Annotated in this window: 23 protein-coding genes; 6 read left to right on the top strand and 17 right to left on the bottom strand. The window is 73.2% G+C overall.

The features are described 5' to 3' along the window. Window positions 1-28 precede the first annotated feature (28 nt). The 7 genes from QSK20_RS03840 to QSK20_RS03870 all read right to left on the bottom strand — a co-directional run bounded on the left by QSK20_RS03840 (window position 29) and on the right by QSK20_RS03870 (window position 7151). Entirely contained in the window at window positions 29-874 is an 846-nt protein-coding gene (locus QSK20_RS03840; protein ID WP_285787122.1) for a carbohydrate ABC transporter permease, read from the bottom strand. Beyond that, window positions 874-1857 carry a carbohydrate ABC transporter permease gene (locus tag QSK20_RS03845; RefSeq protein WP_285787123.1) on the bottom strand — a complete coding sequence of 328 codons (984 nt, stop codon included), beginning with the start codon at window positions 1855-1857 and terminating at the stop codon, window positions 874-876. Before QSK20_RS03845 ends, QSK20_RS03840 begins: the two co-directional genes overlap by 1 nt. Further along, the gene (locus tag QSK20_RS03850; protein ID WP_088982551.1) at window positions 1854-3143 is read right to left on the bottom strand and encodes a sugar ABC transporter substrate-binding protein; all 1290 of its coding nucleotides are present in this window, start codon (window positions 3141-3143) and stop codon (window positions 1854-1856) included. Before QSK20_RS03850 ends, QSK20_RS03845 begins: the two co-directional genes overlap by 4 nt. 158 nt (window positions 3144-3301) lie before the next feature. Next, entirely contained in the window at window positions 3302-3586 is a 285-nt protein-coding gene (locus tag QSK20_RS03855) for a GlsB/YeaQ/YmgE family stress response membrane protein (RefSeq protein ID WP_145836567.1), read from the bottom strand. 314 nt (window positions 3587-3900) lie between these two features. Beyond that, the gene (gene lepA / locus QSK20_RS03860) at window positions 3901-5781 is read right to left on the bottom strand and encodes a translation elongation factor 4 (RefSeq protein WP_285787124.1); all 1881 of its coding nucleotides are present in this window, start codon (window positions 5779-5781) and stop codon (window positions 3901-3903) included. Window positions 5782-6007: 226 nt separating this feature from the next. Next, on the bottom strand, window positions 6008-6541 hold the full coding sequence (locus tag QSK20_RS03865) for a DUF4240 domain-containing protein (protein WP_285787125.1): 534 nt from the start codon (window positions 6539-6541) through the stop codon (window positions 6008-6010). Window positions 6542-6569: 28 nt separating this feature from the next. Next, window positions 6570-7151, bottom strand: a complete 582-nt coding sequence (locus QSK20_RS03870; RefSeq protein WP_285787126.1) for a DUF4240 domain-containing protein — start codon at window positions 7149-7151, stop codon at window positions 6570-6572. Between the two features lie 52 nt (window positions 7152-7203). Here QSK20_RS03870 and QSK20_RS03875 point away from each other — a divergent pair, with 52 nt between their 5' ends. Further along, window positions 7204-8208 (top strand): phosphotransferase, encoded by a 1005-nt coding sequence (locus QSK20_RS03875; protein WP_285787127.1) that lies wholly within the window; start codon window positions 7204-7206, stop codon window positions 8206-8208. Window positions 8209-8394: 186 nt separating this feature from the next. Then, window positions 8395-8661, top strand: coding sequence for a 30S ribosomal protein S20 (gene rpsT, locus QSK20_RS03880; protein WP_285787128.1), 267 nt, complete (start codon window positions 8395-8397; stop codon window positions 8659-8661). A gap of 136 nt (window positions 8662-8797) precedes the next feature. Here the strand turns inward: rpsT and QSK20_RS03885 are convergent, their stop codons facing one another. The 9 genes from QSK20_RS03885 to pepN all read right to left on the bottom strand — a co-directional run bounded on the left by QSK20_RS03885 (window position 8798) and on the right by pepN (window position 19395). Beyond that, entirely contained in the window at window positions 8798-9355 is a 558-nt protein-coding gene (locus tag QSK20_RS03885) for a hypothetical protein (protein ID WP_285787129.1), read from the bottom strand. After that, window positions 9352-10332 (bottom strand): DNA polymerase III subunit delta, encoded by a 981-nt coding sequence (holA, locus tag QSK20_RS03890; protein ID WP_285787130.1) that lies wholly within the window; start codon window positions 10330-10332, stop codon window positions 9352-9354. Before holA ends, QSK20_RS03885 begins: the two co-directional genes overlap by 4 nt. 147 nt (window positions 10333-10479) lie before the next feature. Beyond that, complete coding sequence (locus QSK20_RS03895; RefSeq protein ID WP_285787131.1) at window positions 10480-12882, bottom strand: ComEC/Rec2 family competence protein; 2403 nt, start codon at window positions 12880-12882, stop codon at window positions 10480-10482. After that, complete coding sequence (locus QSK20_RS03900; protein WP_285787132.1) at window positions 12879-13751, bottom strand: ComEA family DNA-binding protein; 873 nt, start codon at window positions 13749-13751, stop codon at window positions 12879-12881. Before QSK20_RS03900 ends, QSK20_RS03895 begins: the two co-directional genes overlap by 4 nt. Window positions 13752-13916: 165 nt before the next feature. After that, complete coding sequence (locus QSK20_RS03905; protein ID WP_285787133.1) at window positions 13917-14765, bottom strand: DegV family protein; 849 nt, start codon at window positions 14763-14765, stop codon at window positions 13917-13919. 193 nt (window positions 14766-14958) lie between these two features. Beyond that, complete coding sequence (locus tag QSK20_RS03910) at window positions 14959-15627, bottom strand: histidine phosphatase family protein (RefSeq protein WP_285787134.1); 669 nt, start codon at window positions 15625-15627, stop codon at window positions 14959-14961. Further along, window positions 15624-16037: a ribosome silencing factor gene (gene rsfS, locus QSK20_RS03915; RefSeq protein ID WP_285787135.1), complete on the bottom strand. Its 414-nt coding sequence runs from the start codon at window positions 16035-16037 to the stop codon at window positions 15624-15626. The genes QSK20_RS03910 and rsfS overlap by 4 nt, the downstream gene beginning before the upstream one ends. A 77-nt stretch (window positions 16038-16114) precedes the next feature. Beyond that, the gene (gene nadD, locus QSK20_RS03920) at window positions 16115-16744 is read right to left on the bottom strand and encodes a nicotinate-nucleotide adenylyltransferase (RefSeq protein ID WP_285787136.1); all 630 of its coding nucleotides are present in this window, start codon (window positions 16742-16744) and stop codon (window positions 16115-16117) included. A gap of 137 nt (window positions 16745-16881) precedes the next feature. After that, window positions 16882-19395 (bottom strand): aminopeptidase N, encoded by a 2514-nt coding sequence (pepN, locus tag QSK20_RS03925; RefSeq protein ID WP_285787137.1) that lies wholly within the window; start codon window positions 19393-19395, stop codon window positions 16882-16884. 67 nt (window positions 19396-19462) lie between these two features. Between pepN and QSK20_RS03930 the strand changes: the two genes are divergently transcribed. Continuing rightward, window positions 19463-19681, top strand: a complete 219-nt coding sequence (locus QSK20_RS03930; protein ID WP_067312494.1) for a DUF397 domain-containing protein — start codon at window positions 19463-19465, stop codon at window positions 19679-19681. Window positions 19682-19764: 83 nt separating this feature from the next. Here the strand turns inward: QSK20_RS03930 and QSK20_RS03935 are convergent, their stop codons facing one another. Then, entirely contained in the window at window positions 19765-20112 is a 348-nt protein-coding gene (locus QSK20_RS03935) for a hypothetical protein (RefSeq protein WP_285787138.1), read from the bottom strand. Window positions 20113-20369: 257 nt separating this feature from the next. Here QSK20_RS03935 and QSK20_RS03940 point away from each other — a divergent pair, with 257 nt between their 5' ends. The 3 genes from QSK20_RS03940 (at window position 20370) to QSK20_RS03950 (ending at window position 23633) form a co-directional block, all read left to right on the top strand. Continuing rightward, window positions 20370-21608 (top strand): cytochrome P450, encoded by a 1239-nt coding sequence (locus QSK20_RS03940; RefSeq protein ID WP_285787139.1) that lies wholly within the window; start codon window positions 20370-20372, stop codon window positions 21606-21608. Window positions 21609-21882: 274 nt separating this feature from the next. Then, entirely contained in the window at window positions 21883-22623 is a 741-nt protein-coding gene (locus tag QSK20_RS03945; protein WP_285787140.1) for a class I SAM-dependent DNA methyltransferase, read from the top strand. Then, window positions 22620-23633: a glycosyltransferase family 2 protein gene (locus tag QSK20_RS03950; RefSeq protein ID WP_285787141.1), complete on the top strand. Its 1014-nt coding sequence runs from the start codon at window positions 22620-22622 to the stop codon at window positions 23631-23633. Before QSK20_RS03945 ends, QSK20_RS03950 begins: the two co-directional genes overlap by 4 nt. Window positions 23634-23879 lie beyond the last annotated feature (246 nt).

Genomic DNA, 23879 nt, shown 5'->3' on the forward strand with positions numbered 1-23879 from the left:
GTCCCCTGCTAACAACCAACCACCAACCTCAGCCCTTGACCGCGCCCGCGACCAGGCCGGAGACCATCCGGCGCTGGACCACCAGGAAGAAGACGATCACCGGCAGGGTGAAGATCGTGGAGGCGGCCATCACCGGGCCCCACGCCGTGTCGTCGCGGCCGAAGAAGAACGTCATCGCCACCGGGAGCGTGTACCGGTCCTGGTCGTTGATGAAGGTCAACGCGAAGATCAGTTCGTTCCATGCGGTGATGAAGGAGAAGATGCTGGTCGCCACCAGGCCGGGGGCGACCAGCGGGAAGAGGACCTTCCGGAAGATCTGCGCCCGGGTGGCCCCGTCGATCGCCGCCGCCTCCTCCAGTTCCTTCGGCACGGCGGCCACGAAGCCGCGCAGCATCCAGACCGCGAACGGCAACGAGAAGCCGAGGTAGGTGAGGATCAGGCTGGGCAGCGTGTTGTAGAGGCCGAGCCGCTGGATCATCAGGAACAGCGGGATGACCAACGCCTCCAGCGGGATCATCTGGACGATCAGCAGCATGATCAGGAAGCTGGTCCGCAGCTTGAACCGGAACCGGGCCACCGCGGTGGCGGCGAGCAGTGCCACCAGGCCGCTGAGCAGCACGGTCGCCCCGGCGACCAGGACGCTGTTGAGGAAGAAGTCCGCGAAGCTGACGCCGGGGATCAGGTTGCCGGTGAGGATGCTCTTGTAGTGGTCGAGCGTCGGCTCGGTCGGCACCGGTCGCGGCGTCGAGGAGAAGATCTCCCGGTTCGGCTTCAGCGACGTCGCGATCATCCAGTAGACGGGGAAGGCCGCGAAGAGCGCCACCAGCAGCCCGGCTCCGTTGAGGGCGATCCGCTTCACGAGCGTGCCGCGCATCACTCCTCCTCCTGCTTGAGCACCATGCGGACGTAGAGGCCGGTCACCACGAGCAGGATCAGGGTGAGGATCACCGCGATCGCCGCGCCGAGACCGTACTTCGGCGGTGGCGAGAACGCCTCCGCGTACGAGTAGATGGAGAGCATGAACGTCGGCCGGTCCTGGGTGCCGCCGGCCAGCACGAACTGCTGGGTGAAGACCTTGAAGTCCCAGATGGTGGAGAGCACGATCAGGATGCCGAAGACCGGGCGCAGCAGCGGGAAGGTGACCTTCCAGAAGACCCGCCAGGGACCGGCCCCATCCACCCGGGCCGCCTCGTGCAGTTCACTCGGTACGCTCTTCAGCCCGGCGAGCACGCTGACCGCGATGAACGGGAACGAGTGCCAGACCACCACCAGGGTGAGAATGGCGAAGAAGAGCAGTGGCGAGTTGAACCAGCCGTAGCCGGTCCAGTCGGTGCGGCCGAAGAGCGCCTGGGACAACCCGTCCGGCAGCGCGTTGAACAGCCAGGTGACCAGACCGCTGGTGTCGTCGAAGATCCACTTCCAGACGATGGTGCCGGTCAGTGCCGGGGTGGCCCAGGCGAGCATCACGCAGCTGCCGACGAAGGTCGCCATCCGCTTGCTGAGCCGGTTGAGCAGGAGTCCGACCAGGGTGCCCAGGATCATCGTCAAGGCCACGTTGGCCGCCGCGAAGAGCACGGTGTTCCGCAGCACGGTCCGGAAGAAGGGATCGCTGAGGATCTGGACGTAGTTCTCCAGCCCGATCCACGGCCATTCCCGGTCGCCGCGCAGCTGGCGGACGTTGTTCAGCCGGTGGAACGACATCCACACCACCTGGCCGAGCGGCCAGAGCAGCAGCACGGCGATGATCGCCAGGCAGGGCAGGAGCAGCAGGTACGGGAGGCGGTCCACCCGGGGCCGCCGCCGCGCGGGGTTCTCCCGCGGGGCGGCGGCCTTCGGTGTGTCGGTCAGGGTGCTCACTTGGCGTTGAGGATGCTTTCCATCTCGGCCGCCGCGTCGGCGGTGGCCTGCTCCACCGTCTTCTGGCCCTTCATCACCGAGCTGTTCATCGCCTGGGTCGTCGTCTTGGTCCGGCTGACCTCCACCCACTTCGGGGTGAGCGGCGTGAGCTTGGTGTTCTGGAGGGTGGTGGCGAACGCGGCCATCACCTTGTCGTTGGCGTACTCACCGCCGGCGACCAGATCCTGGTAGACCGGGAAGAACCCGAGGCTGTCGGCGAAGGTCTTGGCGTTCTTCTTGTTCAGCAGGACGGTGAGGTAGTCCCAGGCCAGGTCCTTGCGCTCGCTGTCCTCCCAGATGCCCAGGTCGGAGCCGCCCGCGAAGGCCGGAGCCGGCTTGCCGTCCGGGCCGGGGATGGGGAAGGTGCCCCAGACCTTCTCGATCTCGGGGTTGTCCTTCTTGATCGCGCCCTGCTGCCAGCTGCCGGCGAACGCCATCGCCGCCTTGCCGGTGGCGAACTGGGTCCGGGCGTCGATCTCGTTCCACCCGGCGGCGGCCGGCGGGGCCACCTTGTGCACGGTCACCATGTCGGTCCAGAACTTGACCGCCTTCTGGGCCTCCGGGGTGTTGTAGCCGGACTTCCAGGTGTCGCCCTGCTTGGTGGCGATCTCCGCCCCGGCGCTCCAGAGGAAGGAGTAGAAGGGCAGCTCGGAGTTGCCCGGCAGGGCGATGCCGTAGGTGCCCGGCTTCTTGGCCTGGACCGCCTTGGCGGCGGCCACGAGCTGGTCCCAGGTCGTCGGCGGCTGCACGCCGGCCTCGGCGAACCAGTCGGTGCGGTAGTACATCGCCCGCACGCCCGCGTACCAGGGCAGGCCGTACTGCTTGCCGTCGAGCTGCGCGTTCTTCACCAGGTCGGGCAGGATGTCCTTGCCGTCGGCCCAGCCGTCCATCCGGCCGCTGAGGTCGGCCAGCGCCTCCTGCGCGGCCCAGCCCTGCGTCTCGGTGTTGCCCAGTTCGGTGATGTCCGGCCCTTCGCCGCCGGCGAGCGCCGCCTGGAACTTCTTCGGCGCCTCGAGCCACGGGATGTACTGGACCACCACGTCGGTCTCGGGGTGCTTCTTCTTGAACTCGGCCTCGACGCCGTCGAGGAAGGCGGTCTGCGCCTCGCTTCCCTCGCCCATCATCCAGACCGTCAACTTGCTGTTATCAGCTGACTGACCCTCGTCGGAGCCACCACAGCCGGCGATCAACATCGCGGCCGAGGCCACGACGGCGGTGACCGGGGCCAGCCGTTTCCACCTGTTCACGCCACTTCTCCCTCGCGCCGTCTGGCACAAACCTTCTCCGCCGCACCATAGTCGGTAAAATTCCTTTACGACAGGGGTGGCGGCGGAGCGAACGTACAACAGACGGAAGGGGCGCCCGGCCGGATGGCCGGGCGCCCCTTGCGGGTACGCGGAGATCGTTACCGGTGCGTGACGTGGCGACGACGGCCGACGCCCGACACCAGCGCGACACCGATGGCGGCGAAGGCGACCTGAAGCAGCAGCTCCCGCCAGTCGACACCGGCGGTGGTGGCGAACCCGGCGGCGCGGGCCACGATCGTGCCCAGCAGCGCGGCGCCGACACCGATCAGCATGTGCAGCCAGATCGGCATGTTCTGCCGGCCCGGGACGACCAGACGGCCGAGCGCGCCGACGATGAGACCAACGATGAGCGCAGTGATGATTCCCCAGACGGTGAGCTCCACGGTCGCCCTCCTCCAATGTGTTGTCACTAGGTGTGTCGTTCCTGTCGTGACCGCTAAGTTCCCGGGGCGCCGAAATCTCAAACCGGCACAACCGGACATCCGGCACCGAGCCCCGACCGGGGACAACCTGGAAGCGACCTGGGAGTCCGACAAAACACCAGGTCAGACCGACGGGAGACCGCCCGACCCCACGCGTCCGCGTACCGGAAAATTCCTTCCGGTACGCGGACCGCAGGACCGGGCGGCCCGTGGAAGCGTTCGTTACGGATCGATCCGACCCGCCGATCCGATACGGAGAGTGACTATCTTCGGCGCTACTTCTTCCCCGCGCCCTTGCCCTCGCCGCCGCCGTCGGAGGAGAGGGCGGCGATGAACGCCTCCTGGGGAACCTCCACCCGACCGACCATCTTCATCCGCTTCTTGCCCTCCTTCTGCTTCTCCAGCAGCTTGCGCTTCCGGCTGATGTCACCGCCGTAGCACTTGGCGAGCACGTCCTTGCGGATCGCCCGGATGGTCTCCCGGGCGATGACCCGGCTGCCGATGGCCGCCTGGATCGGCACCTCGAACTGCTGACGCGGGATCAGGGTGCGCAGCTTCGCGGCGATCGTGGTGCCGTAGTTGTACGCCTTGTCCTTGTGCACGATCGCGCTGAACGCGTCGACCGGCTCGCCGTGCAGGAGGATGTCCACCTTGACCAGGTCGGACGACTGCTCGCCGGAGGGCTCGTAGTCGAGCGAGGCGTACCCCTTCGTCCGGCTCTTGAGCTGGTCGAAGAAGTCGAAGATGATCTCCGCGAGGGGAAGCGTGTAACGCAGCTCCACCCGGTCGGCGGAGAGGTAGTCCATGCCGAGCAGGCTGCCGCGCCGCCCCTGGCAGAGCTCCATCACCGCGCCGACGTAGTCGTTCGGGGTGAGCACGGTGGCCCGCACCGTCGGCTCGTACACCTCGGCGATCTTGCCGGTCGGGTACTCGCTCGGGTTGGTGACCACGACCTCCTCGCCGTCCTCCTGGATGGCCCGGTAGACCACGTTCGGGGCGGTGGAGATCAGGTCCAGGTTGAACTCCCGCTCCAGCCGCTCCCGGATGATCTCCAGGTGCAGCAGGCCGAGGAAGCCGCAGCGGAAGCCGAAGCCGAGCGCGCCCGAGGTCTCCGGCTCGTACGTCAGGGCGGCGTCGTTGAGCTTGAGCTTGTCCAGGGCGTCCCGCAGGTTCGGGTAGTCCGAGCCGTCGATCGGGTAGAGACCCGAGTAGACCATCGGCTTCGGGTCCTTGTACCCGCCGAGCGCCTGGGACGCCGGCCGGGTGTTGATGGTGACCGTGTCACCCACCCGGGACTGGCGGACGTCCTTCACGCCGGTGATCAGGTAGCCCACCTCGCCGACGCCGAGCGCGTCGGCCTTCTTCATCTCCGGGGAGATGACGCCGATCTCCAGCAGCTCGTGCACCGCGCCGGTGGACATCATCTTGATCCGGTCGCGGGCGCTGATCCGCCCGTCGACCACCCGGACGTAGGTGACCACGCCCCGGTAGACGTCGTACACCGAGTCGAAGATCATCGCTCGGGCGGGGGACTCGGCCTCGCCGACCGGTGGGGTGAACTGCCGGACGATCTCGTCCAGCAGGTACGGCACGCCCTCGCCGGTCTTGCCGGAGACCCGGATGCAGTCCTCCGGCTGGCCGCCGATCAGGTGGGCCAGTTCCTCGGCGTACTTCTCCGGCTGTGCGGCCGGCAGGTCGATCTTGTTGAGCACCGGGATGACGTGCAGGTCGTTCTCGAGCGCGAGGTAGAGGTTCGCCAGGGTCTGCGCCTCGATGCCCTGCGCGGCGTCGACCAGCAGCACCGCGCCCTCACAGGCGGCGAGCGACCGGGACACCTCGTAGGTGAAGTCGACGTGCCCGGGAGTGTCGATCATGTTCAGGACGGCGCGCTCGCCCTTGCGCTCGCCCTCCCGGACGGTCCACGGCATCCGGACCGCCTGGCTCTTGATGGTGATGCCGCGTTCCCGCTCGATGTCCATCCGGTCGAGGTACTGCGCGCGCATCTGCCGGGGATCCACCACCTCGGTGAGCTGGAGCATCCGGTCGGCCAGGGTCGACTTCCCGTGGTCGATGTGGGCGATGATGCAGAAGTTCCTGATGCGCCCCGGGTCGGTGGCACCAGGAGCGTTCGCGCCGGAGTCGAGCATCGGTGGCACAGCGGTCCGTTCTGGTCGGCGTGACGTGAGCAGGCCGGCGTGACGCCGGCCCCCCTCTATGCTCCCACGTCCTCCCGGACAAGGTCGGAGCGCTCCTCCACGCCCTTCCCCTCGCGTGGCGGCACGCGTGATAGCAGGGGTCCCCTGTTACCGCTTTCTGATGAACAGGGGTCCCCTGCTACCACCTCAGCCGCCGGCGGCGGCACGGGCGAGCGAGGGCGGGAGGTCACTCGGCGGGAGGCTCCGTGAAGAGGGCGGCCAGCCGGGGCAGCCGTCGCCGCGCCTCCTCCTCGTCGTCGAAGTCCCAGAAGTCGTTCAGGTCGGGCTGGGCGACCGGGTCCCGGTCCGCCGGCAGGTCCGTCGCGGTGGCCTTCCGGTACGCGTCCCACGGCACCGCCAGCATGTCCTCGCACTCGAACTCCTCGCCGCTGAGCGCGGCGGCCCGTACCCCGGGTAGTTCGGCCAGCGAGTCCGGGTCGGTGACCGCCCGGGCGAACACCGCCCGGCCCTGGGTCATCAGCCAGCCCCGGAAGTACTCGAACCCGTCGTCCGAGGCTCCGCCGTTGATCAGGTAGGCGGCCCCCCAGAGGTCGACCCGGTACGAGGCGGCCAGCACCCGCCGCTGGTGGTGCGCGTACCCGACGATCTCCTCCGGAGTCCGCTCGGCGAGCAGCGCGACCGCCCGCGCGGCGACCGCCCCGGGTTCCCCGGCGCCCGCCCGGGCCCGGTCGATCAGCTGCCAGAAGTCGTCGGTCCTCATGGAGTGGCAGTCTGACAGAGCCGCGCCCTCACCGGCCGGTCGCCGGGAACAGCTCGGCGAGCCGGGGGTACCGGCGGGCGAACTCGGCCGGGTCACGCGGGGCGTCCTGCTCGTCCTGCGGGTCCGGGGAGAAGCTGCGCTCGTGGCCGCGTGCCTCGATCGCCTCGTCCAGCCCCTCGTCGACGCCGGTGATCCGCTCGTACGCCTCGCCGGCCACGTAGTCCAGGCCCTCCCAGTCCGGCCACTCGTCGTCGGCCCAGTCCCGCAGCGACCGGCCGGCGAGGCGGCGCACCTGCGGCACGTCGGCGAGCGTGTCCGGGTCGGCGACCACCCGGTCGAAGGTCTCCCGGCCGAGCCCGACGAGCCAGACCTGGAAGTAGTGGAACCCGTCGTCGGAGCAGTGCCCGTCGCAGATCCGCGACGCGGCGGCCCAGAGCCGCCAGGTGTCGGCCCGGCGGCGGACCTCGTCCAGCCGGAGGGCGAAGTCCACCACCTCGGCGGGGGTGCGCCCGGCGAGCCGGTCGGTGAGCCGGGCCAGCCGTTCGTCGGGCTGCCCGGTGACCGTGGCGGAACCCTCGACCAGGGTCCAGAAGTCGTCGACATCCAGCACCGGGGCAGTGTGCGGGTGCGGTACGACACGATCGCGCGGCACCATGGACGCCATGTGCGCGGTCTCGCTGCCCCCGGTGTCGTACGAGGTCACCGCCGAACGTCCGTCCTGGGCGGACCTGCCGGCCGGGCTGCGCGGCGCGGTGGCCGCGCGGCTCGGCGCGCCGGTGCGGTCGGTCCGGGTCGCGTCGTCCGGCTTCACCCGGGGCTTCGCCGGGGTGCTGGAGACCGCCGACGGCGGGCGGGTCTTCGTCAAGGCGGCGTCCACGGCCGACCAGCCCCACCTGGTCACCTGGTACGCCCGGGAGGCCGCCCTCCTCGACCGGCTCCCGGCCGGGCTGCCGGTGCCCCGGCCCCGGTGGACCCTCGACGCGGCCGGCTGGTTCGCGCTGGGGCTGACCGCCGTGGACGGACGGGTGCCGGAGTTGCCCTGGTCCGCCGCCGACCTCACCGCCACCCTGGCGGGGTACGCGGAGGTCGCCGCCGCGCTCGCCGCGCCCCCGGCCGACCTGGTCGCGGTGGGCCTGCCCCGCCTCGCCGACCTGGCCTACGAGGACCTCACCTGGTGGCGGGAGGTGGCCACCGGGCGGGAGCCCCGGCCGGGGCCCTGCCCCGTCGCCGGTGGTTGGGAGGAGGTCCTGCCCGAGCTGGTCCGGCTGGAGTCGCTGCTGCCCGGGTACGCCCTGACCGGCGGCCTGGCCCATGGCGACCTCCGCCTGGACAACGTGCTGATCGACCGGTCCGGCCGGGCGTGGTTCTGCGACTGGACCTGGCTCTGCCAGGGGCCGGCCTGGTTCGACCTGGCCGGGCTGCTGCTCACCGCGTACGGCAGCGGCCTGGACGCCGACGCCCTCTTCGCCGACCACCCGGTGACGGCCGGGGCACCGTCGGACGCGCTGGACGCCACCCTGGCGGCCCTGTCCGGCTACTACCTCACCGGCGCCAACGCGGCGCCGGGCACCGCCTCGCCGCACATCCGGGCGCACCGCCTCTTCAGCGGCGGTCTCGCCCTCGACTGGCTCGCCGACCGGCGCGGCTGGCCCCGGTCCGCCCGCTGACCCCGCGCCGACCAGCGCGGCGACCGCGCAGCGCAACGGGCGCCGGTCCGGGGTCGACGGGTGGGATCGCCGCCCGTTTTGGCGCGTCCCGGCGGACCTGGTAGCCTGGCTTTTCGCGCAGCGATGACGCATGCTCGTCGCGCGCAGAAGCAGACCGAAACCCGAGTTATAAGACGAGGCTGTCGCGTGGCGAACATCAAGTCCCAGATCAAGCGCAACCGGCAGAACGAGAAGCGCCGGCTGCGTAACAAGTCGGTCAAGTCGTCGCTGAAGACCGCCATCCGCAAGTTCCACGAGGCCGTTGCGGCCGGCGACACCGAGAAGGCCACCGTGCTCATGCGGGACGCCTCCCGCAAGCTGGACAAGGCCGCCAGCAAGGGTGTGATCCACGCCAACCAGGCCGCGAACCGCAAGTCCGCGATCGCCCAGCGCGTGCACTCCCTCTCCGCCTGATCCGGCGCGCGTCGATCTGACCGGAAACCCCCGGGCCGAACGGCCCCGGGGGTTTCGGCTTTCCCGGGTACGCCCACCTGCTTCTCCATCGCGGTGGCCCCGGGTGCCCGGTGCCGTCCCGACCGGCTGTGCCGGCTCAGGGTCGGGCCGGGCGGTTGTCCGGCTCCGCGTGCCACCGGTCGGGTTCGATCGCCGGCCGGCGCGAATCGACCTTCTTCCGGCCGGCGCCCGGGACTCTCGGCTCGGGGCGGTGGACCGACACCACCTCCGCGGGGATCCAGGATGCCCGGCCGGTGACCGGGTCGACGGGGTGTCCGGCCGCGGTCCTGCCCCGACGGTCCGCCGCGCGGGCGGGCACCGGCGCCCGTCCCACCGCCGGTTCGATCTGGCGGCGGAACCGGTCCCGCTCCTGCTCGGGAACGAGAGCGGCGGTGCGGACCACCGAGGCCGCCACGATGTCGTTCAGCTTGACCATCACCGCGACGGCGGCCGGTAACAGCAGCACCGCCCACCAACTGACCAGCTCGGCAAGGGCGAGCAGGGCGGCCAGCGCCACCGCGCCCTCGAAGAAGAGGAAGCAGAGCACCCCGCCGGGGTTGACGAACCGCAGCCCGAGGACCCGCGCGTACAGCGGACGGTACCGCTCCTCGTCCGCCGCGAGGGTCGCCCATCCGGTCCGCGTCGGCCGGGTCACCGGGTACTGCCCTGCCGGGCCGCCGCCACCGAGAAGACCGCCCGCTCCAGCGCGTACGCCCGGTCGTCCGCACCGCCCTTGACCGCCGCGTTGCACTCGGCGGCCACCTGCATCGCGCGTACCAGCCCCTCCGGCGTCCAGCCCCGGGCCCGCTGCTGGGCGGTCCTGATCTTCCAGGCGGGCATGCCGAGGGTGCTGGCGAGCTGGTACGGGTCGCCGCGACCGGCCGAGGCGACCCGGGCCACCGTCCGCACCCCGTCGGCGAGCGCGTCGGCGATCGGGACCGGGTCGACGCCGACGTGCAGGGCCCAGCGCAGGGCCTCCAGGGCGGCGGGCACGTCACCGACCATCGCGGCGTCGGCCACGGTGAAGCCGCTCACCTCGGCCCGACCCCGGTAGTAGCGGGCCACCGTGTCGGCGTCGATCCGTCCGTCGGTGTCGGCCATGAGCTGGGAGCAGGCCGCCGCCAGCTCACGCAGGTCGTTGCCGACGGCGGCGAGCAACGCGTGGGCGGCGTCGTCGGTGCACCTGCCCCCGGCGCGCCGGATCTCGTCGCGGACGAAGGCCACCCGTTCCCGGTCGCCCTTCAGCTTCGCCGCCGGGACGACCGTGGCCCCTGCGGCCCGCAGCCCGTCGGCGAACGCCTTCCCCTTGGCTCCGCCCACGTGCAGCACGACCAGGCAGACCTCCGGGTCCGGATCCTTCGCGTACGCCAGCAGCGCGGCCACCAGGTCCTTACGGGCGTCCTGGCCGGCGCGGAGGATCAACACCCGCCGCCCACCGAAGAGGGACGGGCTGAGCATCTCGGCGATCTCGCCGACGGTGAGGCTGCCGGCCTGGTACTCCCGGACGTCCACGTCGGGGTCGACGGCACGGGTCTCGGCGACGGCCTGGGAAACGGCGCGCGTGGCGAGCAGTTCCTCGTCGCCGAGGACGAGCAGAATGGGAGCGAGGCTGGCGGGGGTCACGCCGCCCATATTCGCACGCTCCGGAAGCACATCGTGCCTGCTCGCCGTCGCCGCGACGGCAGAGCCCGCACTCAGCGCAAATCCAGACATATAACTCAATCCGCCCCTTTTCTGAGCAATACTGCCTGGCCTCGGTGACGACCGTCGGAGACTCCCCTACCGACGGCGGCCGGGCTCCACTCCCCGGGCCACCACCGCCAGCCGTCCGTCGACGGTCACCACCGCCAGGTCCCCCTCGGTGTCGGTCCGCAGCACCCGGGCACCGCCCCGGGCCAGCCGGGACAACACGGCCGGGTTCGGGTGCCCGTAGTCGTTGTCGACGCCGACCGGCACCAGCGCCACCGCCGGACGGGTCGCGTCGAGAAAGGCCGGGTCCTGGTAGGCGGAACCGTGGTGGGCCACCTTCAGCACGTCGACCCGGAGCTTTCCGGACGGTGCCCGGTCCAGCATCGCCCGCTGCTCCTCGGTCTCGGCGTCGCCGGCGAGCAGGATCCGCACCCCGTCCACCCGGGCGAGCAGCACCACCGAGTTGTTGTTCGGGTCGGACCGGGTGCCCCGGATCGGGTACGGCGGACCGAGCAGGTCCAGCGCCACCCGGCCGTCACGGAACGTCCACCCGGCACCGACCGGCGTCACCGGTGCCCTGCCCACCGTCGCCGCCGCCCGGACGAGGTCCCGCCCGGCGGCCGGCTCCGGCCACCGTGGGGTGGCCACCGCCGACACCCGTCGCGACCGGAACACCCCGTCGACGCCGGCGGTGTGGTCGGCGTGGAAATGGCTGACCACGAGCAGCGACACCTGCCGGACGCCCAGCCGGCGAAGGCAGCCGTCGGCGGCGGCCGGGTCGGGGCCGGCGTCCACCACCACGGCCCGGCCCGGCGCCACCGGGAGGACGACCAGGTCACCCTGGCCGACCGCGCACACCGCCACCACCCAGCCCGCCGGCGGCCACCCGCTCGCCACCAGGCGCACCGGTAACGCGCCCAGCACGGCGGCGACCCCCACCACGGCGACCGCCCGCCGGACCACCGCCCGCCGGGCGGCCACCAGCAACGCGACGGTCAGCGCCGCCAGCAGCAGCCCTCCGGCCACCCCGCCCGGCCAGGGCAGCGCGCCCGCCGGCAACCGCGCGCCGTACCGGGCGACGCTGACCAGCCACCACGCCGGCCAGCTCGCCAGCCAGGCGACGAACTCGGCGGCGGCCGGCCAGACCGGGGAGAGCACCGCGGCCACCACGCCGAGCACCGTGGCCGGCGCGATCGCCGGCACCGCGAGCAGGTTCGCCGGGACCGCCACCAGGCTGACCGTGCCGGAGAGCCCGGCGACCACCGGGCCGCAGGCGAGCTGCGCGGCGGCCGGCACGGCGAGCGCCTCGGCCAGGCCAGCCGGTACGCCGCGTCGGCGCAGTCCGTCACGCCACCGTGGGGCGAGCAGCAGCAGCCCGGCGGTGGCCAGCACGGAGAGCGCGAACCCGGGGTCACCGGCCAGCTCCGGGTCGACCAGCACGAGCACGGTCACCGCGGCGGCCAGGGCGGGCAGCGCGGCCCGGGACCGTCCGGCGGCGAGCGCGGCCAGTCCGATCGCGCCCATGGTGGCCGCCCGCACGACGCTCGGGGACGGGCGGACCAGGATGACGAACCCGACCAGGGCGAGCCCGCAGAGCACGACGGCCAGCCGGGGGCCGGCCCGCGCCCAGCGGGCGAGCAGCAGCACCGCGCCCACCACGATCGCGACGTTGGAACCGGAGACGGCGTTCAGGTGGGTCATGCCGGTGGCTTGGAAGTCCTCCTCCACGGCCGGTGGCAGCCGGCTGGTGTCGCCGACCACCAGACCGGGCAGCAGCCCACCCGGGTCGTCCGGCAGCGGGGCACAGGCTCGTTGCAGCCCGGCGCGGAGGGTGCCGGCGACCCGCTGCGCCCGGCTGGGCTCACCGCGCGGCGTCGGTGGGCCGCTGGCGGTGAGCACCGCGCCGGTCAGGTCGCCGCCACGCGGCTCGGCGAGCCGCCCCTCGGCGGTCAGCCGCTGGCCGGGCAGGAGCGGACGCCAGGCCGGGTCGGTGGCGAGCACCAGGAGCCGGACCGGGGCGTCGACCCGTCGGCCGTCCGGCCCGGTCACGGTGACCAGGTCGGCCGGGACCAGCAGCATGGCCGGTCGACCGGCCGCGCCCCGGACGGGACGCGGATCGTCCCGGACGACCAGGTGCGCGGTGACCGGGGCACGGGTGTGGGTCAGGGCACGGATGACGGCCGCGTCCCGGGCGGTCAACCGGGCGCTGGTGGCCGCGCCGCCGCAGACCACGCCGAGCAGCACGGCGACGGCGATCCACCCGTACCGCCGGACGGGTTCGCGTGGTCGTCCGAGCCAGCCGACCATGTGGACGGCGAGCACGCCGGCGAGGACGGCGGCGACCGTGGCCAGCAGCGCACCGACCGGGGCGGAGAGGTGCAGTCCGGCGAGAGCGGTCAGCCAGGCCGCCACGGCGAGCCCGGCCAGCCGCAGGTCCGGGGCCGGATCGCCGGCCGGGTGCGTCGGGCCGGGTGCGGTGCCGGGGCGGGTCACACCGTCACCAGGTCCTTGAGTTGCTCGTAACGGGCGTCCCCGATGCCCTCGACCTGGCGCAGGTCGCCCACCGACCGGAAGCCGCCCTGCTGGTCGCGGTGGTCGACGATCCGTTGGGCGAGCACCGGACCGACCCCGGGCAGCGTGTCGAGCTGCGCCACGGTGGCCGTGTTCAGGTTGACCTTCCCGGCCGCCGGCCCGGCCGCGCCGGGTGCCGCTCCGGCCGTGGGCGGACCGGCACCCGGCGGAGGGGTCACCCCGACGACGATCAGCTCGCCGTCGGTGACCTTGCGGGCCGGGTTGAGCAGGGCGACGTCCACGCCCGGCTGCGCGCCGCCGGCCGCCTCGATCGCATCGGCGACCCGGGCACCGGCGGGCAGCCGGACCAGCCCGGGACGGCGTACCCGGCCGGCGACCGCCACCACCAGCTCGGCCGCGCCGCTGCCCGACGGCGGCTCGGTGGCGGCGTCGACGGGCGACCCGACCGACGCGGTCGGCGCCGCCACCGGCTCCACCTGCGGCCGGGACCGCCAGGCCCAGAATCCGGCCCCGAGCACCACCAGGGCCGCGACCACGGCGAGCGCCCGGACACCCCGCCGCCCCGGGTCGAAGGCGCCCGGACCGGGCAGTGCCGGCGTCGCCACGTCCGCTGTCGACGCGGGACGGTCGGCTGACGCCGACCGGGACGGTTCCGGCCCGCTGCTCTCCTCCGGGGGCGGGCCGGCGTCCCGTAGGGACGGACGGTCGACACCCGGGGACGGGCGGGACGGTCGGGCCGGTGCGACGGACGGCCCGGTCACCCGGTCGCTGCGCACGGGAAGCAGTCGCCGCAGCCGCCGGCCCGCCTCGGTCTCCTGGTCGTCGGACACGGCGCGACGGTAGGCCGGCGGACCCCGGGGACGTGGCCCGCGCCGGGTCACCTGTGGACGGACGAGCCACCTGTGGACAACGCCCTGATCATGCCCGGGTGTGCTAGCGGTCGGGGTCGACGGGCGGCGGCCCCCGACCGGAGCAGGCTGTTCCGGGCCGCCCGCCTACGACCGCCGGTGCACCACCACCGACGCCAGTCCCGGTCCGGCGTGGGCGGCGACCACCGCTCCCGCCTCGGTGAGGTACGTGTCGTGCAGCCGCTCGCCGAGGCGGTCACGCAACGCGTCGAGCAGTTGCTCGGCCCGTTGCGGGGCGGCCAGGTGGTGCACGGCGAGATCCACCTGGGCGTCACCGGCCGCCTCGACGGCGAGGTCCACCAGGCGGGCCACCCCCCGGCTGGCGGTACGGACCTTGTCCCGCAGCACGATCGCCCCGTCGACCATGTGCATGATCGGCTTGACCGAGAGCGCCGTGCCGAGCAGCGCCTCGGCGGCGTTGATCCGGCCGCCCCGGCGGAGGAACTCCAACGTGTCGACGTAGAACAAAACGCGGGTGCGGTCCACCGCGGCGAGCGCCGCGTCGCGTACCCCGGCGAGGTCGGCGCCCTCCTCGGCGGCCCGGACGGCGGCGAGCACCGGGAACCCGATGCCCATCCCGGCGGACCGGCTGTCCACGACAGCGACCCGGCCGTCGAGTTCGGCGGCGGCGGCGCGGGCCCCCTCGACGGTGCCGGAGAGTTCGGCGGAGAGGTGCACGGAGACCACCCCGTCGGCCCCCTCGTCCAGCAGCCGGCGGTACGTGCGCCCGAACTGCTCGGGAGCCGGCCGGGAGGTGCTCACCGACACCCGGCGCGCACCGAGCGCCCGGGTGGCGTCGTCGGGGCGGGTCTCGACCCCTTCCAGGCCCTCCGCGCCGTTGAGCACGACGGTCAGCGGCACCACCGTCAGCCGGTGCGTGCGCACCAGTTCGGGTGGCAGGTAGGCGGTGGAGTCGGTGACGACCGCGACGGGCATGCCCGCACGCTAGTCGAAGTCGGGGCGGGTCGCCGACCTCGCGCCGGCCCGACCGGTCCCGCCGGCATCACACCGGCCGGACCGGTTGCGTAGGCGTCGCGCCGGCCCGACCGGTCCCGCCGGCCCCACCGCCGGGGACCGGGTCGTCGGCCTACCATCGGCCCGGGCGGTCCGGCCCGGGCGACGGTACGGGTCAGACCGCTTCGGTGGACGCCGGGACGCCCGGCCCGGAGCCGCCGGCCCCGGCGGGAACACCGACGGTAGGCGCCCCGACGTTGTGGGCCCGCAGCTGCCAGCCCCGAACCTCGTCGTGGCGCAGCTCGGTCCAGTGGCAGTTGGCCAGGGAGAGGACGGTGGCCAGCACGTCGTGGCCCCAGCCGAGCAGGTGGCCGCAGCCCTGCCGGGCCCCACCGCCGTGAGTGGCGACGACCACCGTGCCACCGGGTACGGCGTCGACGGCGGCCTGGAATCCGCTGCCGACCCGCTTGCCGAGGTCGTCGAGGCTCTCCAACCCGGCGCCCGGATCGGGGTCACCGGCCCGCCAGCGGGCGTACTCGGCGGGGAAACGTTCGATCACCTCGTCGAGCAGCAGCCCCTGCCACTGCCCGAAGTAGCGTTCACGCAGTCGCGGGTCGGTGCGGACCGGCAGGCCGGTGAGCGCGGCCAGCGCGGCGGCGGTGTCCGCCGCGCGGCTCAGGTCGCTCGCGACGATGGCGTCCGGGCGGAGCGCGGCGAGCAGCGGCGCGGCGGCCAGGGCCTGCTCGCGACCCCGCTCGTTGAGGGGCACGTCGGTCTGCCCCTGCACCCGCCGGGCGTTGTTCCAGTCCGTGTTGCCGTGCCGCCAGACGATCAGCCGGGTCATTCGGCAGGAGCCGCGGACCCGGCGGTGGCGTCGGCCTCGACCAGGTCCCGGTCGACGAACGGGATGGTCGGGCAGTCCTTCCAGAGCCGGTCGAGGGCGTAGAACTCGCGCTCCTCGGTGTGCTGGACGTGGACCACGACGTCGACGTAGTCGAGCAGCACCCAGCGGCCGCCCCGCTCGCCCTCCCGCCGGACCGGCTTCGCCTTCTCCGGCAGCTCCAGCAGGCGTTCCTCGATCGCGTCCACGATGGCGAGCACCTGACGCTCGTTCGGGGCGGAGGCGAGCAGGAAGGCGTCGGTGATGGCGAGCTGGTCGCCCACGTCGATGATGACGATGTCCTGCGCCTTCTTGTCGGCTGCGGCCTGGGCGGCCGCGGTCGCCAGCTCGTGGGCGCGGTCGGAAACTGTCACCGTTCTCCTTCGATCAACCGTGCGATTCTCCTAGCGTCTCACACGTGGCGCGGGAGTGACGCGTGAGTTCCGGTCGACTAGCGGACTTCTCGGGACGAACCAGACGGCTGCCGGCCCTGGTAGAGCCCCCGCTTGGCGATGTACTGCACCACACCGTCAGGGACCAGGTACCACACCGGTTCGCCGCGGGCCACCCGCGCCCGGCAGTCGGTCGACGAGATCGCCATCGCGGGCACCTGCACCAGGCTCACCGTGTCGGCGGGCAGGTGCGCGTCGGAGAGTTCGAACCCCGGCCGGGTGACCGCGATGAAGTGGGCCAGCTCGAAGATCTCGTCCAGGTCCTTCCAGGAGAGGATCCGGGCCAGCGCGTCCGCGCCGGTGATGAAGTAGAGCTGCACCTTCGGGCCGTACTCGGCGTGCAGGTCACGCAGGGTGTCGACGGTGTAGGTGGGGCCGCCCCGGTCGATGTCGACCCGGCTGACCTGGAAGCGCGGGTTGGAGGCGGTGGCGACCACCGTCATCAGGTAGCGGTCCTCGGCCGGGCTGACCGCCTCGTCGGCCTTCTGCCACGGCTGCCCGGTGGGGACGAAGACCACCTCGTCCAGCCCGAACCGGTCGGCGACCTCGCTGGCCGCCACGAGGTGGCCGTGGTGGATCGGGTCGAAGGTGCCCCCCATGATCCCGATCCGCCGGATGTCTTCCTCCATCCGGTGATCGTATGCCCGCCGGGACGCGGCTGACCTGCCCTGCTCCCTCGGGTGCGGCAGCGGTCACAACGCTCCGGCCCCCGGGCCCGACCGCCGCCGGCACCGTCACGGCGCCGGCGGCGGTCGGAGGGTCGGGGTTACGCCGCCACGGCGCGGGCCGTCCGGGCGACCAGGGCCCGCCGCAGGTCGTCGTCGGCGTCGACGACGACCCGGCGCAGGTCGGGCGTGAGGTCCGCGCGGGCCAGCAGCGCCGCGGCCGACTCCCGGGTCGACGGCGCCACGGCGTAGCGGGGGTAGGCCAGCTTCGCGACGTGCTCGGCCACCCACGGGGTACGCAGCGTCGCCGCCGCCGGCATCTCGGCGAAGTACCGCGCCACGTACGGGTCGGTCAGCTCGGCCTGCTCGGGCTGCCAGAAGCCCTCGGCTGCCGCCTCGACCAGCCGGTTGGACAGATCGGTGTCCCGGGTGACGACCTCCCAGGCCCGCCGCTTCGCCTCCGGGTCGGGCAGCGCGGCCCGGCATCCGGCCGCTTCCACCGCACCGGTCGCGCTCGGGTCGGCGACCACCTCGGCGGCGATCTCCGCCTCGCCGGCCGCCCCGAGTACCACCAGCCGGCGCAGCAGCGACCAGCGCAGGTCGGCGTCTACGGTCAGCCCCTCCGGCACCCCGGAACCGGCCAGCCAGCCGCCGAGCAGCGCGGTGTCGGTGCTGGACGCGATCAGTCCCTGGGCCGCGGCGAGTTGGAGCGAACCACCAGCCGGCGCGGCGGCCAGCAGCAGCCGGCAGGCCCCGGCGACCTCGGCCAGGGCGGCGTCCCGGGCCGCTGGTTCGAGGTACCGGTCGATCAGCGGCCGGATCAGCGCCAGCACGTCCTCGACGATGATCACCTCGGTCTCGGCGGGGAGCGCCGCCGCGATCAGCTCGACCACGGCGCCCACCGGCCGTTCCCCGTCGATCGCCGCGTGCAGCGACTCGCCCCAGAGCAGGGCCCGGGCCAGCGGGTCGGCCAGACCCGGCAGCACCAGCGGTACGGCGTCCGCCGAGGCCGGGTCGAGGCGCACCTTGGCGAAGGTCAGGTCACCGTCGTTGGGCAGCAGCAGCCGGGCCGCCGGTTGCCCGGTCAGCTCGGGCAGGACGGTGCGGCCCCCGTCGGTGTCCGGGTCGAGGTCGACCTCGCGCCGTCGGACCGTGCCGTCGGCCGAGTAGAGCCCGACCCCGATGCGGTGCGGACGCAGCACCGGGTGGGTCTCCGGGGCGGACTGGACGATCGCCACCTCGGTGTACCGGCCGTCGGCGTCCAGGCCCACCTCGGCCCGCAGGGTGTTCACCTGCGCCCGGCGCAGCCAGTGCTCCGCCCAGCCGTCGAGGTCCCGCCCGCTGGCGGCGCTCAGGCTGGCCAGCAGGTCGGCGAGGGTGGCGTTGCCGAACCGGTGCGCGGCGAAGTGCGCGTTCAGGCCGGCGAGGAACGCCTCGTCACCGAGCCAGGCGACGAGCTGCCGCAGCACGCTGGCGCCCTTGGCGTACGAGATGCCGTCGAAGTTGAGCAGGCCCTCGGCGGCGTCGGCGACCTCCTCCGGGGCGACCGGATGGGTCGAGGGGCGCTGGTCGGCGGCGTACCCCCAGGCCTTACGCCGCAGCGCGAAGGGCGTCCACGCCTGGTCGAAGCGGGTGGCCTCGGCGGTGACCCGGACGCCGAGGTACTCGGCGAAGGACTCGTTCAGCCACAGGTCGTCCCACCAGCGCATGGTGACCAGGTCACCGAACCACATGTGGGCCATCTCGTGGGCGATCGTGGTGGCGCGCAGCTCACGCTGCGAGTCGGTGACCGCCGACCGGAAGACGTAGTCGTCGCGGATGGTGACCAGACCCGGGTTCTCCATGGCTCCGGCGTTGAACTCCGGAACGAACGCCTGGTCGTACTTCTCGAACGGGTAGCGCTCGGCGAAGAGCTGGTGGAACCGGTCGAAGCACTGCCGGGTGACGGTGAAGATCTCCTCGGCGTCGGCGTCCAGGTGTGCGGCGAGCGAACGCCGGCAGTAGAGGCCGAGCGGGATGCCGTCGTGCTCGGTCCGCCGCACGTGGTACGGCCCGGCGATCAGGCTGAAGAAGTACGTGGCCAGCGGCGCGGTCGGGGCGAACTCCCAGCGTCCGGGCCGGGGGTTGGCGGCGAGCGGCCCGTTGGCGGCGACCGTCCACTCCGGTGGGGCGGTGACCGAGAGGGTCACCGGGGCTTTCAGGTCGGGCTGGTCGAAGGCGGCGAAGATGCGCTGCACGTCGTCCAGGAAGGACATGGCGTAGAGATAGGTCTCGCCGTCGACCGGGTCGACGAACCGGTGCATGCCCTCACCGGTGTTCGAATACGCCATCTCCGCCTCGACGGTCAGCGTGTTCACGGCGGCCAGCCCGGTCAGCGGCACGCGGTCGTCGACCAGCAGACCCGGGTCGAGATCTCGGTCGTTGAGGCGGACCCCGACCAACCGGGCGGGTTTCACCTCGACAAATGTCTCCGCTCCGGGGGTGGCCCGGAAGGTGATGGTGACGTGGGAGTGGAAGCGGTCACCGTCGCCGGTCAGGTCAAGGTCCACCTGATAGGACTCGACGGTAATCAACGCGCCACGCGCAGTCGCCTCTACACGGCTCAGGCTCGGCATCCGCTTATCCTGCCCGATGAGGGAACGGACAGCGTTCCCATTACTCCCGGCACTGGAGGAAGCAACAATGGGTCAGCACCCCAAGGGCGATTTCGACCTGTCGCGGGCCGTCTGGCAGCGCGCCGAGGGGGACACCTCCGACAGCGCGGTCGAGGTCGCCTTCGTCGACGACCTGATCGGCATGCGTAACTCGGCCGAGCCGGACGGCCCGGTCCTGGTCTTCACCCAGGCCGAGTGGGACGCCTTCGTCGCCGGTGCGCAGGACGGCGAGTTCGACCTGGACTGACACCCGCCGCGACCAGGCGCTCGACGACCGGCGACGTGGGGTCCGGCAGCCCGGACACCCACGTCGACCCGGTCCTCCCCCGGTCAACCGTCGCCGTCGCCCCATCCGAGACCGCCGAGGCCGGGGCCGTGGTGGAAGCCCGGATGGTTGGCCACGTCGGCACAGCGCTCCCCGTCCGGGCCGACCGCCCCACAGAACAGCGGCTCCGCCCGGTGCCAGGCACCGGCCGGTGAGCAGGCGGCCCCGCCGAGCGCCACCTCGGGACGGAGCAGGCTCAGCGCCTCGGCGTACTCCACGGCCCGCTCACGTGCCTCGGTCAGGTGCGCCGCCTCGAAGAGGAGGTGCGCGGTGTAGAGGCGGGGCGGCAGCGGAAGCCGTCGACCGTCCCGCCGCCCGTCCACCTGCCACCGGACCGACCTGTTGTCCTTCATGCTGTTCCCTCCCCGTCGCCAGCCCTCCCAGCCAAGCAGGACCCGGTCCCACGGGGAGGAGCCAGCGGACGAGCCCGTGACTGGCCCACACCACGCCGAACCACGCCGGGCCGAACCACGCCTCGCCGAACCACGCCGGGCCGGGAATCATCCGCGCCGCCCCGGGTAGACGCAGCCCGGCCGGTGGCCCGCGCCGGCCGGCCGGCAGCCCGACGTGCCGGCCCCGCCGCGCCCGCGCCGGAGGCGAGTTGTCCCGCATGCCCACCGACCCCCGCCCGGAGAGCACCCTGGCCCTCCTGCGGGACGGCTACCGGTTCGTCACCGACCGCTGCGAGCGGTTGGGCAGCGACGTCTTCCAGACCCGGTTGCTGCTGCGCCGCACCGTCTGCCTACGTGGCCGGGCCGGCGCGGAACTGTTCTACGACGAGGAACTGTTCCAGCGGGCCGGCGCCGCGCCGAGGCGGACACAGCGCGCCCTGTTCGGCTCCGGCGGCGTGCAGGGACTCGACGGGACGGTCCACCGGGACCGCAAGGCGATGCTGATGTCGGCGCTGACCCCGGACGCCGTACGTCGGCTCGGACAGCTCTTCGCCGACGAGTGGCGGGCCCGGATCCCGGCCTGGGAGCGGGCCGGTCGGATGGTCCTGTACGACGAGGTCGGTCAACTCCTCACCCGGGCGGTCTGCGCCTGGGCGGGGGTGCCGCTCGCCGACCGTGACGTGGCCCGCCGTACCCGCGACCTGCACCGCATGATCGAGGCACCGGCGGCCCTCGGCCCCCGGCACTGGCGGGGACGGTGGGCCCGGCTCCGCTCCGAACACTGGCTCGCCGGGATCGTGGACCGGGAACGGGTCGGCCTGCTGCCCGCCCCCGAGGGCAGCGCGCTGCGGGTCGTCGCCGAGCACCGTGACGCCCGGGACGAGCTGCTCCCCCGGCGGATCGCCGTGGACGCCCTGCTCAACATCCTGCGGCCGACCGTGGCGGTCGACCGGTTCGTGGTGTTCGCCGCGCTCGCCCTGCACGAGCACCCCCGGTGGCGGGATCGGGTCCGCGCCGGAGCGGCCGAGACGGAGCAGTTCGTCCAGGAGGTACGCCGGTTCTACCCGTTCTTCCCGGTGGCCGCCGCCCGGGTCCGCCGTTCCTTCGACTGGCGGGGCCACCACTTCCCGCGTGGCCGGCGGGTGCTGCTCGACCTGTACGGCACCAACCACCACCCGGAGCTGTGGCCGGAACCGGGCCGCTTCCGGCCGGAGCGGTTCGCCGACTGGCCCGGCGATCCGTACTCGCTCGTTCCGCAGGGCGGCGGGGACCACTGGACCGGGCACCGGTGCGCCGGGGAGTGGCTCACCATCGAGCTGATGAAGCAGGCGGTGACCCTGCTGACCTCGGCGATGCGCTACGACGTGCCCACCCAGGACCTGACGCTCAGCCTGCGCCGGATACCGGCCCTGCCGGCGAGCCGGTTCGTGCTCGACGGCGTACGCCGTACCGCCTGAAGCCGGGGCGCCGTACCGCCTCGACCCGCCTGCGCCGTACCGGCTGGACCGGCGTACGCCGTACCGGCTGGACCCGCCGTCGGGTGCGGAGCCCGCCGCTCCGGTGCCGACCCGACGGCGGGATCGCCGCATCCGGCCGGTGCCAGCGTGGCCGTGCACGTTTGGTGACCCGGATTGCGGGCACCTGCCCGGGCAACCGCCCACCGTCGTCCGGACGACCGCCCGGACGCACCGCCGCTACCGGTACCCGACCGGGTGGCACCGTCGCCCGGGAGTGCCGTTGTCCTTCGACGCCAGCGAGTACGGTCGGCACGTCGCGGACGTCTACGACGAGACGTACGCCCACCTCACTGCCGACGACGCGGTGGACCGGCTGGTCACGCTCGCCGGGGACGGCCCGGTCTGCGAGTTCGGCGTCGGCACCGGACGGCTCGCCCTCCCCCTGGTACGGCGCGGGCTGAGCGTGGCCGGCGTCGAGGGTTCCCCGGCGATGGTCGCCGGTCTGCGCGCGAAGCCCGACGGCGACCGGATCGAGGTGGCCGTCGGGGACTTCTCCGCCGTCCGGGTGCCCGGCGAGTTCGCGCTGGTGCTGCTGGCCTTCAACACGATCTTCGCGCTGCCCGACCAGGCCGCCCAGGTCGCCTGTTTCCGTAACGCCGCCGCGCACCTGCGGCCCGGCGGGAGGTTCGTGGTCGAGACGTGGGTGCCCGATCCGGGCGCGTTCCGGGCCGGCGCCGCCCTGCGACCGGTCCGGGTGGCCGAGGACGAGGTGCTGCTGGAGGCGGCCGTCCTGCACCCGGCGGAACAGCGCATGACCACGACCAAGCTGCGGGTCACCAGCTCCGGGATCCGTCTGCTGCCGGCCAACCACCGCTATGCCTGGCCGGCGGAACTGGACCTGATGGCGGAGCTGGCCGGCATGCGCCGGGAACACCGCTGGGCGGACTGGGCCGCCCGGCCGTTCACCGACGAGAGTCGCCAGCACGTCTCGGTCTACCGGCGGGCGGAGACGTGAGCGCCCCGCCCGGTCCGGCCCGGCGTCGGGCGGTAACCGCCACCCGGCTGCCCCTGTCGTACGTGCTGCCGCTGCGCTGGTCCGACGACACCGGGCTGGACGAGCTGACCGGGTACCTGCGGCGGCTCGCCGCGCGGGTCGAGGTGACCGTCGTCGACGGTTCCCCACCGGGGATCTTCGCCCGGCACGCCGCGCTCTGGCGTGGCCTGGTGCGGCACGTCCCGCCCGATCCGGCGCTGCGCGGCGCGAACGGAAAGGTGCTCGGGGTGCTCACCGGCGTCCGCCTGGCCGGGCACGAGCACGTGGTGATCGCCGACGACGACGTCCGGTACGACGACGCGGGACTGCGCGCCGTGCACCGGCTGCTGGACCGGGTGGACCTGGTCCGGCCGCAGAACTTCTTCGACCCGATGCCCTGGCACGCGTACTGGGACACCGGCCGGATCCTGCTCAACCGGGCGTTCGGCGCGGACTACCCGGGCACCCTGGCCGTGCGGCGGAGCACGTTCCTGGCGATGGGCGGCTACGACCCGGACGTGCTCTTCGAGAACCTGGAGCTGATCCGCACCGTGCGGACGTACGGCGGCACCGAGGCGACGCCGGCCGGGCTGTACGTCCGCCGGCTGCCCCCGGCCGCCCGGCACTTCCTCGGCCAACGGGTCCGGCAGGCGTACGACGACCTGGCCCAGCCGGTGCGGCTGACGGTCTTCCTCGCGGTGCTGCCGGCCGTCGGCGCGGCCGTCGGCGCGCGTCGGCCCGGCCCGGTCCTCGGCGCGCTGGCGGCCACGGTGGCGCTGGCCGAGGCGGGACGGCGTCGGGCGGGCGGCACCCGGATCTTCCCACCGGCGACCGCTCTGGCCGCGCCGCTCTGGGTGCTCGAACGGGCCGCCTGTTCCTGGCTGGCGCTGGGGCAGCGGGTGCTGTTCGGCGGCGTGCGGTATGCCGGCACCCGCCTCCGGCTCGCCGCCAACCCACCCCGCGCCCTGCGTACCCGCGCCCGCTCCACCTGAACTGAGCCCCGGGTTCGCCGGGGGTGGGGTGATGGTGGTGGTGATGGTGATGGTGGTGGTGATGGTGGTTGCAGGGGACCCCTGCTCGGCAAAAAGCGGTAACAAGGGTCCCCTGCTACCAACCAGCTGCACGCCAGCGGAACTGAACGCCCGCGGACCGGGTGGCGCACGCAACGGCTCGCGGCCACCTCCGGCGGATGGTGCCGGGGGTGGCCGCGAGCCGCGGCGTACGGGTCCGTACGGCTG

This window comes from Micromonospora sp. NBRC 101691 (assembly GCF_030269285.1).
Lineage (GTDB): Bacteria > Actinomycetota > Actinomycetes > Mycobacteriales > Micromonosporaceae > Micromonospora > Micromonospora echinospora.

Bases quoted from the DNA above. Each gene is read 5' to 3' on its own strand.
- pepN (WP_285787137.1), bottom strand. From the start codon at position 19,395: ATGCCGAGCCTGAGCCGTGTAGAGGCGACTGCGCGTGGCGCGTTGATT.
- QSK20_RS03910 (WP_285787134.1), bottom strand. From the start codon at position 15,627: ATGACCCGGCTGATCGTCTGGCGGCACGGCAACACGGACTGGAACAAC.
- QSK20_RS03940 (WP_285787139.1), top strand. From the start codon at position 20,370: ATGCCCACCGACCCCCGCCCGGAGAGCACCCTGGCCCTCCTGCGGGAC.
- QSK20_RS03905 (WP_285787133.1), bottom strand. From the start codon at position 14,765: ATGCCCGTCGCGGTCGTCACCGACTCCACCGCCTACCTGCCACCCGAA.
- nadD (WP_285787136.1), bottom strand. From the start codon at position 16,744: ATGGAGGAAGACATCCGGCGGATCGGGATCATGGGGGGCACCTTCGAC.
- QSK20_RS03930 (WP_067312494.1), top strand. From the start codon at position 19,463: ATGGGTCAGCACCCCAAGGGCGATTTCGACCTGTCGCGGGCCGTCTGG.
- holA (WP_285787130.1), bottom strand. From the start codon at position 10,332: ATGGGCGGCGTGACCCCCGCCAGCCTCGCTCCCATTCTGCTCGTCCTC.
- QSK20_RS03935 (WP_285787138.1), bottom strand. From the start codon at position 20,112: ATGAAGGACAACAGGTCGGTCCGGTGGCAGGTGGACGGGCGGCGGGAC.
- QSK20_RS03865 (WP_285787125.1), bottom strand. From the start codon at position 6,541: ATGAGGACCGACGACTTCTGGCAGCTGATCGACCGGGCCCGGGCGGGC.
- QSK20_RS03875 (WP_285787127.1), top strand. From the start codon at position 7,204: ATGTGCGCGGTCTCGCTGCCCCCGGTGTCGTACGAGGTCACCGCCGAA.
- QSK20_RS03840 (WP_285787122.1), bottom strand. From the start codon at position 874: ATGCGCGGCACGCTCGTGAAGCGGATCGCCCTCAACGGAGCCGGGCTG.